We start from the raw sequence: 13,338 nt of genomic DNA on the forward strand, positions 1-13,338 counted from the left end.
AGAGCGTTGACGTACACGACGGGTCGCTGGGAGCAGTTCTGGGGCAGGCTCAGCCGGGAGGGATACCCGGTGGCGGCGTAAGCGAGTCCGGAGGGGCCGCGAACCACATCATTCGTCGGTCACACCCCCACCGCTCAGTCATAAGCACCCTTATCGGACCCTGTCGGGATCCGGGATCGGTTTCCGACACGATGGCATGAGTTGCAGAAGCGTGCTCCATCACGTCGGAAGGAATCCGGGGAGGCCCAAGATCGATGTCGATCGCGCCGAGTCCCGGTTCGGATCGGAATTGTTGTCCCAGCGACGGCAGTTCCCCGACGAGCTCCGCCTTGGATACGAAGCGAACGGCGCCGGCCGCTCCGGCGGCGGCCAGATATCGCGGCGGGTCGTGGATGGACATGATCGCCACGAGCCGAGGGCGATGCCTCGCAGACCAGGTCCCCGACTCGAGCCGAAATTGAAACTCGCTCAGATTCAAGAGCAGGGAGCAGCGGCGGTTCGAGACGCGGCGTCCTTGGGAAACACGGCGGCCGGAGGAGCAGAGGGCAGCCATCAACCGCTCTCCTTGGTAAGCTCGGCCTCCAACCGCGGCATCATCGATTGGCAAGCTCCTTCGGTCGGCGAGGCGGGCCAGAACGGATCAACCGGGAGGGACGGGGGCTCGCACCCGGGACCGGGAGATGGAGGAGGCCACCGCTTTTCTCTCCAGGCCCGTCGCCATCGTTCGCCCGGCCAGACGATCGCACAAGGCGTGACGACGGAGATCGCAACGGTGATCGGGATCGACCTCGGCGGCAAGGTGGCCCTCGTGGCCGGCGCCGGCCGAGGCCTCGGCCGGGCCACCGCAACGGCCCTTCACGCCGCCGGCGCGGCCGTCGTCATCAACGACATGCCGGACGAGGAGGGGAGAGCGTAAGAGATCGGACGATCAGCAGGAAGGTTCCGGCCCCCCGATCACCGTGCCCGGGAAGATCGGATCACCCCAGGCATCGGGCGACGAGCCGGCGGGCGAGCAGGGGGAGCGACAGGGGGGCGCGCTGACGGTCGACGCCGATCGAGTAGATCCACTGCAAGAGCCCGTCGCGCTCCCGGGGGTCGGCCAGAGTGAACCGGAGGCCCAGGAGGTCGCCGTGACGGCGGACGACCTCTCCTCGGATCGATCGGCCGCCGGGGAGATGAAGCCGCATGGCCGAGGGAGCGTCTCGGTCGGCGGGCCATGCGATCCCGGCTCCGCTCGCCGACACGTCGAGCAGCGGTGCCAGCCGCCAGGTGCCGTCGTCCCCCTCACACATCACGGGGGTGGCGGTCCGGTACCGCTCGGCCTCCCGACGGCGGCCCCGGTCCCTCCCCGCCAGGATGGCCAGCACCAGCGCCCCGGCGTTGGCCGCCGCGAAGAACGAGGCCGCCGCCCGGTGCTCGGGAGCGGCGATGATCTGCGTCTCGGGCCAGGCGTTGACCAGCAGGCCGAGCATCGTCAGCAGCAGCAAGCCCAGGGCGCAGCCCCGGGCGAAGGTGTCGACCCCCTGCCCCGCCCCGCTCCCCTTGGGAGTGACCCGGAAGGGCTCGCCGAAGGGCTTGATCAGCGTCGAGAGGATCGTCGGCACCAGCCGGAAGCTCAGCAGCAGCGAGAACCCAGTCGACAGCAGCGGCAGGTAGCGCCCTCCCGAGAGCCAGATCATCGGCGCCGTCAGGGCCACCAGCACCGGCAATTGGTAGCGGATCAGGTCCGGCAGCGTTGCCCCCACCAGCGGGGCCATCCCGGTCCACAGGAAGACGATCGGCACCAGGACGGCGAACAGCCGGACCGGCGTCTGCACCATCCAGTCGATCGGGAAGAAGAACAGCCGCTGGATCGGCGACAGGCCCGAGCCGAGGGGGCCGTCCTTCAGGAACATCAGCTGCAAGCCTCCCCGGCACCAGCGCTGGCGCTGCACGAACATGCCGGCCACGCTTTCCGGCGAGAGGCCGAAGGCCAGCGGCTCGTTAAGATACCGGGTGACGTAGCCCCGCCGCAGCAGGGCGAGCGACGAGAGGATGTCCTCCGTCACCGAGTCGGTCGGGATTCCGCCGACTTCCATCAGGGCGCTGCGTCGCTGGACGCTCGCCGATCCGCAGCAGAAGGCGCAGTCCCAGGCGTCCCGGCTCGGCTGGACGACGTCGAAGAACAGCCGCTGCTCGTTGGGGGACTGGTCCCCCAGGCCGAGGTTCATCTCGAAGATGTCGGCGTTGAGGAAGTGATGCGGCGTCTGGACGATGGCGACCCTCGGGTCGTCGAAGAAGCCGACGGTGCGCATCAGGAAGTCTCGCCTCGGGGCGAAGTCGGCGTCGAGCACGACGAACAGCTCGGCGTCGGTCTGCGACAGGGCGTGGTTGATGTTGCCGGCCTTGGCGTGCCGGTTGTCGGGGCGGGTGATGTAGCCGACCCCCCGCTCCTCGCAGAACGCTCGAAGCCAGGGCCTGCGGCCGTCGTCGAGCACCCAGAGGGTGAAGTTCGGGTAGTCCATCCCCATCGCGGCGAGGATCGGCCCCTCCAGCACCTCGATCCCCTCGTTATAAGTGCAGAGGAACACGTCCACGCGAGGCAGCTCGTGCGGGGGGAGCCGCCGGAGCTTCCGCTCGTGCCGGTCGGCCTCGGCGGAATGGTCGCTGGTGCGCGTCAGCATCAGGTAGGTGACGCCGCAGTTGGCGATGGCGGCCAGCTCGAAGAGGAAGACCGTCCAGACCCAGATCCCGGCCCAGGTCGTCGGGTCGACCGGCAGCACCGTGATCGAGGCTCGCAAGATCAGGTACCGGACGGCCACGGCCAGGGCGAAGGCCACGGCCAGCGATCGCGCCCAAGACCGCTGCCTCGGCAGGCCGGGGAGGACGGCCACGGCAAGGCCGGCCACGATCAGGACGGGAGCCCACTCAGCCCCCGGATCGGGTGTCATCGCGACGGTCCCCCTCGGGGCGATGGGCTCAGCGTTTGGTCCAGACGATCGCCGGGCCGCCAATGTGGTGCCGGTTGGCCGGGTCGCCGCCGTCGGGCTGGACCTCCAGCTCGATGATCGCCCGGAAGGTTCCCGGGGGAACCGAGTCCCGGGGGATCTGCCCCATCGTCCTCGGATCGACCGCCCCGGGGTCGGTCACTCGGACGACCCGTCCCGGCAGGATCAGAGAGGAGCCGAGCAGCCGGGCCTCCACTGGCGTCCCCGGCCGGACCCGGGCGGCGTCGGCCTCCTTGAACAGCGCCTCGATCCCCAGCCGATCCGGGTCGACGATCTCCAGGGCCGTCGCGCCGGGAGTGACCTCGACGTCGGGGGACAGTGAGGACGACCAAACGATCCCCCCCATCGGCGAGACGACCCGGAGCCGGCCCTCCTCCAGATGCCGGCGCTCTCCCTCGAGCCGAGCCTCCAGCTCGGCGAGCTTCCCACCCAACTCCCCCAGCCGGGCCCGCAGCCCCATCTGCTGCATCTCGATCTCGTCGCAACGCTGCAGCGAGGCGACCCGGTCCTGCCCGCCGTCGGCTTCCCCCACGAATACCCCGCTCCGGGCGGAGTCGAGCTGCAATCGGTGGCGTTCCTCGGCCATTCGGGCCTCCTCCAACTCGTCCCGGGCGACCTCCAGCGCGGCCTCGGCCCTCGACCGCTCGAACTCGGACGACGCCCCCCGGCTCGACAGCCTCCCCTGCAGGCGAAGCTCAAGCTCCGCCTCCCGGAGCCGGGACTCAGCCGCCTCCACCCGGGCCCGCTGCTCGGCCAGCTGCGCCTCCGCCCGGGCGACCCGGGCCTTCCGGTACTCGTCGAAGTGGGCCTTCAGAGTCTCCTTCAGCTCGTCCAGCTCGGCGAGCTGCCCCCGGATCGCGTCGGCCGCCCGACGGACGGACTCGGCCTCCGCCCGGAACTGCTCCGAAGGGCGCCGGTCGGGGGAGGCCTCTCGCACCTCGAAGAGCACCTGACCGGCGGAGACCCTCGCTCCCACCTCGGGAGGCGTCCCGACAATCACTCCCGGCTGATGCACCCGGACCACCGCCGAGGGCGCCGTGACCGACGCCCGGACGCTGGTCCGATACAGGACCGAAGGCATGATCAGCCACGCCGCCTCGGCCAGCATCGCCCCGCCGATCAGCCACCGGATCAGGCGTCGCCACCCGTTTCTCGGTGGGCGTTTCGTCGGTGTTGGGGCCGGGGCATCGGCTTCCTCGGTCGGCGTCGGTTGGTTCGAAGGGATCGCTTCGAGTCGGATTCGTGTCGCTTCCATCGCGGGCGATCGGCCGCGAGGCCGCCCTTCAAGGCATCGATCAGTGCGGGGCCTCGCGACCCCGACGACCGACGTCGCCCCCCCGTTCCAAGGACTCCCGATTCCCGATCACCCACAATCACCGAGACGACCGTCGATCCTTCCCGGACGGGGCGCCGTCTTGATCAAGCCTAGGTCACATCCCGGACCGATCCCCAGAAAACGCCGGACGGCGACCTGACCGGAACCCCAACGAGAAGGCGGATGGCACCCCTGAACCCGGCATCCTCCGGAACGATCTCCAGGGAATCGCGCGAGAGGCGAGCAGGCCGGTCGTCGGGATGGTCGTCGGCTCCCTTCCCGGAAACAACACGATCAGAGACTCCTCGAGGAGGGACCAGTCCTGGAGTTTTCCGGGAGGCCTGAGCGTGGGGGGAACCGGGGCAGTCCCGCTGAACTCCCGGAGCCGCCCGCCCCGCCCATCGATGCCAGGATCCACCGGTCGGCCAGTGGGCCGTCAGCGTCACCGAACCGGGAGAGAGGGCCCCCCATGCGGTTCCTCAGGGAGACATCGAGGCGGCAGGCACGCCGGGAGTCGTCGCCTCGGTCGGGGTCGTCCAGCACCCGGCCAGTCGCCAGACCGCCCCCGCCCCTCCCGGCGAGCAGGATGGGCATCTCGTCGCCCTGGCGGCGGTCGCCGTCGAAGAGGTTCGAGCAGCACCTCAGCAGAGAGTGATCCCGCATCGAGCCGTTCGTCGACCGGACGGTCCTCCCGGTCGATGCGCTCGAAGAACGCCTCAGCCTCGCCGAGCATCGCGGCCCGAAGCCCTGCGGTGAACTCAGGGAATCGGCCCGAATCGATTCCCTGGTTCCGGTCGAAGCGGTCGAACCCCAGCCACTGGACAAAAACCCCAGGCTCACAATGTTTATAAAATATAAGATATCATCATAAATCTGAAGTTCAGCATTCCGGGCGCCGCCGGCCCGAGGGCGTTTGACGGCGAGCGATTCGGGATCTACGAATCCCGCAGCGGCACCGTGCCGACAGCGGTGGGGGCGCGATGCCTCGGAGGCCGACCCCGGGAGCGATCCCGAGTCGGACGCGAGCCGGCGACTCCGGGGGCACGCCCCCGAGGTCCGGCAGTCGGCTGCCCGGGAGTGCCGAGGGTTCCAAACCAGACGAAGGGAAAGGGGCAACCATGCTCAGGAAACAGATCGTTGCGAGGCCCCGCTCGGGCTTCACCCTGGTGGAGCTGGCGGTGGTCGTCGTGATCATCGGCGTGCTGGCCGCCTTCGGCGTCCCGCGCTTCCTCCAGTCCGTCGAGCGGTCGAAGGCGTCCGAGGCCTTCAGCTACCTCAGCGCCGTCCGCACCGCCCAGGAGCGGTATCACGCCCGAGAGGGCACCTACGCCAGCGACCTAGGCGACCTCGACATCCAATCGCCGACGCCGAAGTACTTCACCGTCGGCGCCGTCGCCGCCGGCTCCTCAGGCTCGATCCAGGACTCCTGGACCCTGACCCTGACCCGATCCGGCTCCTCGGCCGGCTACGGCGCCTACACGGTGGTCTTCACCGACCAGGGCTACGACGCGACCAACAGTACCATCGATCCCGAGATCAACCCGATCGGCGGCTCAAGCAGCAGCACCTGAGGCTCGCTCGCCTGATCTCCGGGCCGCCCGGCCGCCCCGCCGGTGGGCGGCCCGGCGGTGGGGAGGCCCTCGCCGCGGTCAGGCTCGCGACCGCCCGGCCCGACCCCGTGGGCCAGGCGGCCGCAAGCCCGGGCAGCCCCAGGGATCCGAGGGTGGGACCCATCCGGCTTCCGCGGGCCGGGGTGTCCGGCTGAAGGCCTCGCCGAGGGATGCCCGAGGCGGGGCACCCCGGCCGTCCCTGGAGAGCGCGATCGTCCGATGGGGCGGCGACGCGGCATGCCGGACCTTTCCTACCAACGAATAAGGGGTGAGTTCGATGCAGATCAAGCCAAACGCCTCGAGGCCCCGCTCGGGCTTCACACTGGTGGAGCTGGCGGTGGTCGTCGTGATCATCGGCGTGCTGGCCGCCTTCGGCGTCCCGCGCTTCCTCCAGTCCGTCGAGCGGTCGAAGGCGTCCGAGGCCTTCAGCTACCTCAGCGCCGTCCGCACCGCCCAGGAGCGGTATCACGCCCGAGAGGGCACCTACGCCAGCGACCTGGGCGACCTCGACATCCAATCGCCGACGCCGAAGTACTTCACCGTCGGCACGATCGGGCCCGGAAGCACCACCGACCTGGAGGACTCCTGGACCCTGACCCTGACCCGATCCGGCTCCTCGGCCGGCTATGGGGCCTACACCGTCACCTTCACCGACCAGGGCTACGACGCGACCAACAGCACCATCGTCTCCGAGATCAACCCGATCGGCAGTACGGGCGGCAGCACCTGATGAATCGTCCCTCGCCGGCATGACCGGGCCGGTGACGAGATGACCCGGGCCTCGGTCGCTCACAGGGCCCCGCGCGAGCCACCGAATCCCCCAGGGCGGATCCCACCGATGAAGGCGCTGCTCGCGAGAATCCCCAGAAGGCGGGCCATCGGCCTGCACGTCGGCGACCGAGAGGTCGCGGTCAGCCGCATGGCCTTCACGCTGCTCGGCCCGGTCGAGCTGGAACGCCGCGTCGAGCCCCGTCCCCCCGGCCCCCCCACCGAGACGATCCGATCCCTGCTGGAGCCGATCCGGGCTCGGGGGGACTGGCATCGAGCCCCCATCGCCGTCGGCATGCCGGGGATGGGGGTCTTCTTCTCCACCCGGCCGGTCCACCTCCAGCGCTCCTCCGAGGACCAGTCCCCTCAGGTCCTGCTCCATGAGATCCTCCAGTCGGCCAACCTGAACATCGACCACATGGACGTTGACGCCATCCGATGGCAGCCCGGCCGGCTCCCCCTGGCCAGCGTCGCCGCCTGCCGCAAGAAGGCCCTGGCGCCGATCCTCGAGGCGCTGGAGGACTGCGGCGTCCGCCCCTACCAGGTCGAACCCGCCCCCTGCGGCCTGCTCCGCGCCGCCGTCGAGCGGCATCGCACCCCGAGGCGCTGCCCGTCCGCCCTCCGCGTCTTCCTCGGCAAGGAGCACGCCCTGGCCGTCCTCACCGCCGCCGACACCCCGCTGATGTGGCGGTACTTCCCCCTGCAGTCCGGCACCGAGGGGACGGCGATCCTCTCCACCTTCCGCTTCATCAGCAACAGCTTCCGCGTCTACGGCGGCGAGGCTCCCCCCGCCGCGGTGATCATCCACGGCCGCCCCGACCTGACCGGCCTCGGCGAGGGGGAAGGCTGGGCCGGCGTCTCGGCCCGCGTCCTCCGGTATGCCGGCCCAGCCTACGACGCTGGCGAGATCGCCTCGGGCCTCGCCCTGGGCTGCCACCCCCAGGCCAACGCCTTCAACCTCGCCCGCCACCTCCGGCCCCCCGAGCCGATCCTCAGCCAGCTCCCCTGGGGACAACTCGCCGTCCAGAGCACCGCCCTGGCCGTCGCCACCCTGCTGATGATCGAGCACCGCCGCGATGTCGAGCGCCAGGCCATCGCCCTCCACGCCGAGCAGGCCCAGTTCCCCTGGCTCCGCGCCACCGACGCCGCCTCCCTCCGCCGCGAACGCGACGACCTGCGCCGGCGCGCCGAGGCGGTCGAGCATTACCTCTCCAGCCGCATCGTCTGGACCGACTGCATCCGGGAGGTCGCCGACCTGCTTCCCGACAGCATGACGCTGACCGCCCTCGAGGGCTTCGCCGAATACTCCAAACCCCACAGCAACAAGGGCAATCCCAAGCGTTCCCTGGCCCTCTCGGTCGACGCCCCCATCCCCGCCGGCGGCGCCATCTCCCCCGAGGTCGAGGGCCTCATCGGCGCGCTCCGGGACAGCCCCGTCCTCGAACAAGCCCTGCCCGAGATCGGCATGGCCGGCCTCCGATGGGGCGCCTCCGGGCCCTCTCGGACGCCGGCCGCCTCGTTCACCGTCCTCTGTCTGCCCAAGGGCAAGGGCTCCAAGAAACGTTCCTAGCCGAGACCCCCATGATCGACACCGAAGGCCTCCGGCCGATGGAGGCGCTCCACAACCTGCTCCGCCGGCCGACCCAGCTGGGCCTGGTCCTCAACGCCTCCCTGCTGGCCGCCTGGTACGGCGCCACCTACATGCCGTTCCAGCGGGCCATCGCCGAGGACGAGGCCCGCCTGGCCACCAACCGGGAGCGCCTCGAACTGGCCCGAGAGGTCGAGCACCTCCGCCGCCAGGCCGACCGGTTCCAGGACTACCTCCCCGAAACCGAGGAGGGGGACCCGTGGATCCCCTTCCTCATGGCCGGCGCCCGGGAGTTCCCGATCAAGCTCGTCGCCCTGGACCCTCGCCCCCCCGCCGACATCGGGCCGTACAAGGCCCCGGTCTACCGGGTCGTCGTCGAGGGGCCCTTCCCCGAGCTGGAGCGCTTCCTCCGCTGGCTGGAGGGCTCCCCCCGCCTGATCCGGGTCGACTCGATCCGGGTCATCACCAAGGCGGCCATCGGCGTTCAGGGTGCGACCACCAACGAGATGCAATTGACGGTGATGGGCCTGGAGGGATGACATGCCCAACGATCTGTCCGACTCCCTGGTCAAGCTCGGGCCGCTCGGCGGCTTCCTCGTGGCCGTCGGCTACTGCGCCTGGCCCTACGTCTCTCCTCCCCGGCCGCCGGCCCCCCCACCGGCCCGGATGCCGAAGATCGAGGCCAGTTGGCTCGACCCCGACCTCAAGCCGGCCTCCGACCGCGACCCGTTCCGAGGCACGGGCTCCCCGCCGCCTCCCCCGGCGCTCGCCGCCTCCCCCGGGCCGGCGGGGCCAGCCGGACCGGCCCCCCGGGCCTCCGAGCCCGAGAGGCCGATCCGCGTCGCTTCCCGACGGGTCGAGCCGAGCCCCGAATTCCGGCTGGGCGCCACCCTGGTCTCCGGTCCCCGCCGCGCCGCCATCATCGACGGCAAGGTTTACCGCCAGGGAGACCGGTTCGAGTCGGCCGCCGGGCCCTGGACGGTGCAGTGGGTCGAGCCGGGCCGAGTCCTGCTCGGCCGGCCCCGCGGCCGGGATCCCCTGATCCTGGAGCTGCCCGACCCGCTCTCGGCGTTGACCAACTCCGGATCCGGCCCGAAGCCGGCCGACACGTCCCGTCCCGGCGGCGAGGGCCCGTTCGCGGGCCTGGGGAACGGCCTCGACCTGGGCTCCGCCCGCGCCGCCCTGGCCGCCGTGGGCGTTTCGCTGCCGGCGCCCGACCTGCTGGAGCAACTCGCCAGCCGCTCGGGGGGCAGCGTGGCCGGAGCCTACCGCGCCCTGCTTGGCCTGCTGATCTCTCCGCCCCGGGCCGCCTCCCAGCCGAATCCGGCCGGGAGCCCGGGAGCGGGCACCTCGGGGGAGGCCAACCGATGAGCGCCGCTTCCGTCGCCGACGAACGCGCCCTGCTGATCGAGCTGCTCATCCAGCGCGGCGTCCTCACCCCCGACCGCCTCCGGGAGATCCGGTCCCGAGGCCAGGAGGTCACCGAGCGCTCCCTGGTCGCCGCCGGCCTGGTCGCCGACCTGGACATCGCCCGGGCCTACGCCGACTACCTCGCCGTGCCGCTCTTCGACCCCGGCCCCGACGCCCCGGCCCCCGACCCCGAACTCGCCCGACTGCTCACCGAGAAGCTCTGCCGGGACCAGACCATCGCCCCGATCGCCGCCCGAGAGGACGAACTGGACCTCGCCTTCGTCAGCCCTCGGGAGATGCTGATCATCGACGAGGTCCAACTGCTCACCGGCCTCCGCGTCCGCCCGATGATGGCGCCGCTGTCGATCGTCGAGCAGATGATCGAAGACCTCTATCGCTCGAGCCGATCCCCCGCCGCCTTCACCCCCGACGCCGAAAGCTTCGAGCCGACCGACCTCGACGAGGGGCTGACCGAGGAGGAGGACCGGGCCGGCACCCTCGTCCTCGACGAAGCTCCGCCTCCCGGCCGAGACGGCCGCATCATCCGCATGGTCAACCAGATCCTGGAGCACTCCATCCGGGCTGGCGCCAGCGACATCCACTTCGAGCCCTTCGAGGACGCCTGCAAGATCCGCATGCGCATCGACGGCCGCCTGCAGGAGTACCAGGTCCTGCCCCGGCACGTCTTCATCAGCATCGTCTCCCGCCTGAAGATCCTCGGCCGCATGGACATCGCCGAGAAGCGCATCCCCCAGGACGGCGCGATCGCCCTGAAAAGCGGCGACCGCCGGCTGGACCTCCGCGTCAGCACCATGCCCACGGTCTACGGCGAGAAGATGGTCATCCGGCTGCTGGACAAGGCCTCCATCCCGCTGGACCTCCGCGGCCTGGGCCTCTCCCCCCGCCAGGTGGCCGACATCACCGAGGCGATCCGTTGCCCCCACGGCCTGATCCTCGTCACCGGGCCGACCGGCTCGGGCAAGTCCACCACCCTCTACACCTGCCTGAACCTGCTCAACGAGCCGACCACCAACATCTGCACCGCCGAGGACCCGGTCGAGTACAAGTTCAAGGGCCTCAACCAGGTGCAGATGAAGCCGCTGATCAACCTGACCTTCGCCACCGCCCTGCGCGCCTTCCTGCGACAGGACCCCGACATCATCATGGTGGGCGAGGTCCGCGACCCGGAGACGGCCCAGATCTGCATGCGGGCCGCCCTCACCGGCCACCTGGTCCTCTCCACCCTGCACACCAACGACGCCCTGTCCTCCATCAGCCGCCTGCAGGACATGGAGCTGGAGCCGTTCATGCTCGCCTCGACGCTCCGGCTGCTCCAGGCCCAGCGTCTGGTGCGCACGCTCTGCGCCTCGTGCAAGGCCCCTTACGAGTGCGACCCCGAGACCGCCCGCCGCTACGGCCTGGAGCCGGGCCAGACCCTCTACCGCCCCGTCGGCTGCGACCAGTGCCGAGGCACCGGCTACTTCGGCCGGATCGGCGTCTTCGAGGTCATCCGCATCACCGGCGCCCTGGCCGACCTGATTCAGGCGCGCACTCCCCTGTCCGAACTCCGCGCCGCCGTCCGAGCCCAGGGGGTCGACCTGCTGATCCACGACGCCATCGACAAGGCCCGGCGCGGCCTGACCAGCCTCGAGGCCGCCCTCAGCGTGGCGATGGCCGGCGACGAGTGAACCGACCGAGGGGATACCTCCCATGGCGTTCGACGAGTGGGTGATGGCCAACGCCCGGGTCGCCACCCGGCCAAGGAAACGGCTCGGCATCGACGATGTCCTCGCCTTCTTCCAGCAGCTGGCGACGCTCGTCGCCGCCGGCACCCCGTTGCTCCAGGCCATCCAGACCGGCGCCGAGCAGACCGAGAGCCTCCGGCTCCGCCAGATCCTCCACGAAATCGCCGGCCGCCTCTCGGCCGGCAGCTCCCTCCACACCGCCGCGGCCAACTATCCCGAAGCCTTCGAGTACTCCTGGATCGAGATGATCCGCACCGGAGAGATCACCGGGAGGATGTCCGAGGTGCTCCGCGAGCTCTCCGCCCAGGTCCAGGAGGCCCGAGAGGCCCGCCGCCGGGTCCGGGCGGCGATGTTCTACCCCGCCGTGCTGCTCTGCGTGGCCACCCTGGCCATCGCCGCCATGCTCCGCTTCGTGGTCCCCACCTTCGACCGCATGTTCAAGGAGATGGGCGCCCCCCTGCCGGAGATCACCCAGTTCGTCGTCAACGCCTCGCGTTTCGTCGTCTCCTACGGGCTGTACATCGCCGTGGGCCTCGGCCTGCTCGGCTTCGCCTTCCAGCGCTACTTCGCCACCGAGGACGGCCGCCGCCGCGTTCTGGGGATCGTCATGGTCCTGCCCACCGCCGGCGACCTGCTCGTGCAGTCGACCATGTACCGCTTCGCCTCGAACATCGCCCTGCTGCTCAAAAGCGGCGTGCCGATGCTCGAGACGCTGGACACCCTCAAGGGGGTCCTCGGCTTCAACCCCATTTACCGGGACGCCATCGAGCAGGCCCGCCGCCGCGTGGCCGCCGGCCAGTCCCTGGCCTCCGCCCTCGAGGAGAGCGGTCTGTTCACCGCGATGATCATCAACATGGTCCGCACCGGCGAGGAATCAGGACAGCTCGCCGCGGTCATGGAGCGGGTGGCGCCCTACTATCGAGAGAAGGTCGAGTCGCTCATCGCCAAGGTCTCCAAGTCGCTCGAGCCGCTCATCGTGGTCGGCATGGGCGCCATGATCGCGGTGATGATGCTCTCGATCTATCTCCCCATGTTTAACATGTCCGGCAACATCCGATGACACCGCTTCCCAGCCGACGCGCCGAGGCGGGGTCAACCCGGCCCGGATTGACGCTCGTCGAGGTGATGATCGTGGCGCTGCTGATCGGCCTCTTCGCCGCCATGGCCATCCCCTCCTACTGGGGGTCCATGGAGCAGGCCCGCGCCGACCTGGCCGCCGCCAACCTCCGGACCCTCTGGTCCGCCGAGCGCCTCCACTTCCTGGAGTACCGGACGATCACCTCCGACCCCAACGACCTGGTCGCGCTGGGGGTCCTCCAGTCGGGAGAGGTCCAGGTCCTCGGCCCGACGCTGACCTTCACCATGTACGACGACCCCTCCTATGTCTACCAGATCGACGTCGACAGCAACGGGGTCTTCGACGCCGTCGCCGTCCGCTCCGCCGGCGCCTCCTTCAGCGGCACGCTGTCGATCGACGAGGCCGGGGTCATCTCCGGCTTCCTCGTCGACGCCCAGGGGCGGGTCGTCCGCCCCGGATTCCGATGACCGGCCCTTCGGCTCCCGCCGGCGCCCCGGCTCGACCTACCTGGAGGTCCAGGTGGCCTTCGCCGTGCTCGGCGTCGCGCTGTCCGGCCTGGCCCCGGTCGTCGTCGCGCAGCTCCGCATGACCGCCGAGGTCGAGAACCTGCTGCCGGCCGGCTCGACCCACTACCTCGTGCCCGTCTCGGGAGCCTGGCACCGCAAGCTCGGCGTCGACGCCGGGCGCTACGACACCGACATCCCCTTCGGCGGCGACCCCGCCGCCGGCACGGCCAACATCGTCACCATCGAGGCCGTCGTCGACCTCACCGGCCCGGACGACTCCGCCTCCGTCGAGGTCCTCGTCGAGGAGATTCCGCCTCCCTGATCGGCTCCC

The 13,338-nt window shown here is 70.5% G+C and carries 13 protein-coding genes; 10 read left to right on the forward strand and 3 right to left on the reverse strand.

Annotation, left to right across the window (positions count from 1 at the left end; translation table 11 throughout):
* The first annotated feature begins 751 nt into the window (after nucleotides 1-751).
* On the forward strand, nucleotides 752-916 hold the full coding sequence (locus TsocGM_RS20800) for an SDR family NAD(P)-dependent oxidoreductase (protein WP_233579073.1): 165 nt from the start codon (nucleotides 752-754) through the stop codon (nucleotides 914-916).
* Between the two features lie 61 nt (nucleotides 917-977).
* Here TsocGM_RS20800 and TsocGM_RS20805 read toward each other — a convergent pair whose 3' ends face one another.
* The 3 genes from TsocGM_RS20805 to TsocGM_RS27980 form a co-directional block, all read right to left on the reverse strand.
* Entirely contained in the window at nucleotides 978-2,930 is a 1,953-nt protein-coding gene (locus tag TsocGM_RS20805; protein WP_126727391.1) for a glycosyltransferase family 2 protein, read from the reverse strand.
* Nucleotides 2,931-2,958: 28 nt separating this feature from the next.
* Nucleotides 2,959-4,242 carry an HlyD family secretion protein gene (locus TsocGM_RS20810; protein ID WP_126727392.1) on the reverse strand — a complete coding sequence of 428 codons (1,284 nt, stop codon included), beginning with the start codon at nucleotides 4,240-4,242 and terminating at the stop codon, nucleotides 2,959-2,961.
* 502 nt (nucleotides 4,243-4,744) lie between these two features.
* Nucleotides 4,745-5,158, reverse strand: coding sequence for a DUF1592 domain-containing protein (locus TsocGM_RS27980; RefSeq protein ID WP_126727425.1), 414 nt, complete (start codon nucleotides 5,156-5,158; stop codon nucleotides 4,745-4,747).
* A gap of 262 nt (nucleotides 5,159-5,420) precedes the next feature.
* On the opposite strand from TsocGM_RS27980, the gene TsocGM_RS20820 reads away from it, so the two are divergent.
* The 9 genes from TsocGM_RS20820 to TsocGM_RS20860 all read left to right on the forward strand — a co-directional run bounded on the left by TsocGM_RS20820 (nucleotide 5,421) and on the right by TsocGM_RS20860 (nucleotide 13,329).
* Entirely contained in the window at nucleotides 5,421-5,873 is a 453-nt protein-coding gene (locus TsocGM_RS20820; protein ID WP_126727393.1) for a type IV pilin protein, read from the forward strand.
* 316 nt (nucleotides 5,874-6,189) lie between these two features.
* The gene (locus TsocGM_RS20825) at nucleotides 6,190-6,642 is read left to right on the forward strand and encodes a type IV pilin protein (protein WP_126727394.1); all 453 of its coding nucleotides are present in this window, start codon (nucleotides 6,190-6,192) and stop codon (nucleotides 6,640-6,642) included.
* A gap of 108 nt (nucleotides 6,643-6,750) precedes the next feature.
* Nucleotides 6,751-8,250 carry a hypothetical protein gene (locus tag TsocGM_RS20830; RefSeq protein ID WP_126727395.1) on the forward strand — a complete coding sequence of 500 codons (1,500 nt, stop codon included), beginning with the start codon at nucleotides 6,751-6,753 and terminating at the stop codon, nucleotides 8,248-8,250.
* Between the two features lie 11 nt (nucleotides 8,251-8,261).
* A complete protein-coding gene (locus TsocGM_RS27715; RefSeq protein ID WP_126727396.1) occupies nucleotides 8,262-8,807 on the forward strand; it encodes an acylphosphatase in 546 nt (181 codons plus the stop codon).
* 1 nt (nucleotide 8,808) lies between these two features.
* Complete coding sequence (locus tag TsocGM_RS20840; protein ID WP_126727397.1) at nucleotides 8,809-9,639, forward strand: hypothetical protein; 831 nt, start codon at nucleotides 8,809-8,811, stop codon at nucleotides 9,637-9,639.
* Entirely contained in the window at nucleotides 9,636-11,366 is a 1,731-nt protein-coding gene (locus tag TsocGM_RS20845; protein ID WP_126727398.1) for a GspE/PulE family protein, read from the forward strand. The genes TsocGM_RS20840 and TsocGM_RS20845 overlap by 4 nt, the downstream gene beginning before the upstream one ends.
* Before the next feature lie 22 nt (nucleotides 11,367-11,388).
* Entirely contained in the window at nucleotides 11,389-12,483 is a 1,095-nt protein-coding gene (locus TsocGM_RS20850; protein ID WP_126727399.1) for a type II secretion system F family protein, read from the forward strand.
* Nucleotides 12,480-12,968, forward strand: coding sequence for a type IV pilin protein (locus tag TsocGM_RS20855; RefSeq protein ID WP_126727400.1), 489 nt, complete (start codon nucleotides 12,480-12,482; stop codon nucleotides 12,966-12,968). Before TsocGM_RS20850 ends, TsocGM_RS20855 begins: the two co-directional genes overlap by 4 nt.
* A 52-nt stretch (nucleotides 12,969-13,020) precedes the next feature.
* Nucleotides 13,021-13,329, forward strand: coding sequence for a hypothetical protein (locus TsocGM_RS20860; protein ID WP_126727401.1), 309 nt, complete (start codon nucleotides 13,021-13,023; stop codon nucleotides 13,327-13,329).
* Nucleotides 13,330-13,338: the final 9 nt, after the last annotated feature.

This window comes from Tautonia sociabilis, from assembly GCF_003977685.1.
GTDB classification, from domain to species: Bacteria; Planctomycetota; Planctomycetia; order Isosphaerales; family Isosphaeraceae; genus Tautonia; species Tautonia sociabilis.

Bases quoted from the DNA above. Each gene is read 5' to 3' on its own strand.
- TsocGM_RS20850 (WP_126727399.1), top strand. From the start codon at position 11,389: ATGGCGTTCGACGAGTGGGTGATGGCCAACGCCCGGGTCGCCACCCGG.
- TsocGM_RS20810 (WP_126727392.1), bottom strand. From the start codon at position 4,242: ATGGAAGCGACACGAATCCGACTCGAAGCGATCCCTTCGAACCAACCG.
- TsocGM_RS20825 (WP_126727394.1), top strand. From the start codon at position 6,190: ATGCAGATCAAGCCAAACGCCTCGAGGCCCCGCTCGGGCTTCACACTG.
- TsocGM_RS20855 (WP_126727400.1), top strand. From the start codon at position 12,480: ATGACACCGCTTCCCAGCCGACGCGCCGAGGCGGGGTCAACCCGGCCC.
- TsocGM_RS27715 (WP_126727396.1), top strand. From the start codon at position 8,262: ATGATCGACACCGAAGGCCTCCGGCCGATGGAGGCGCTCCACAACCTG.
- TsocGM_RS20840 (WP_126727397.1), top strand. From the start codon at position 8,809: ATGCCCAACGATCTGTCCGACTCCCTGGTCAAGCTCGGGCCGCTCGGC.
- TsocGM_RS20830 (WP_126727395.1), top strand. From the start codon at position 6,751: ATGAAGGCGCTGCTCGCGAGAATCCCCAGAAGGCGGGCCATCGGCCTG.
- TsocGM_RS20805 (WP_126727391.1), bottom strand. From the start codon at position 2,930: ATGACACCCGATCCGGGGGCTGAGTGGGCTCCCGTCCTGATCGTGGCC.
- TsocGM_RS20820 (WP_126727393.1), top strand. From the start codon at position 5,421: ATGCTCAGGAAACAGATCGTTGCGAGGCCCCGCTCGGGCTTCACCCTG.
- TsocGM_RS20845 (WP_126727398.1), top strand. From the start codon at position 9,636: ATGAGCGCCGCTTCCGTCGCCGACGAACGCGCCCTGCTGATCGAGCTG.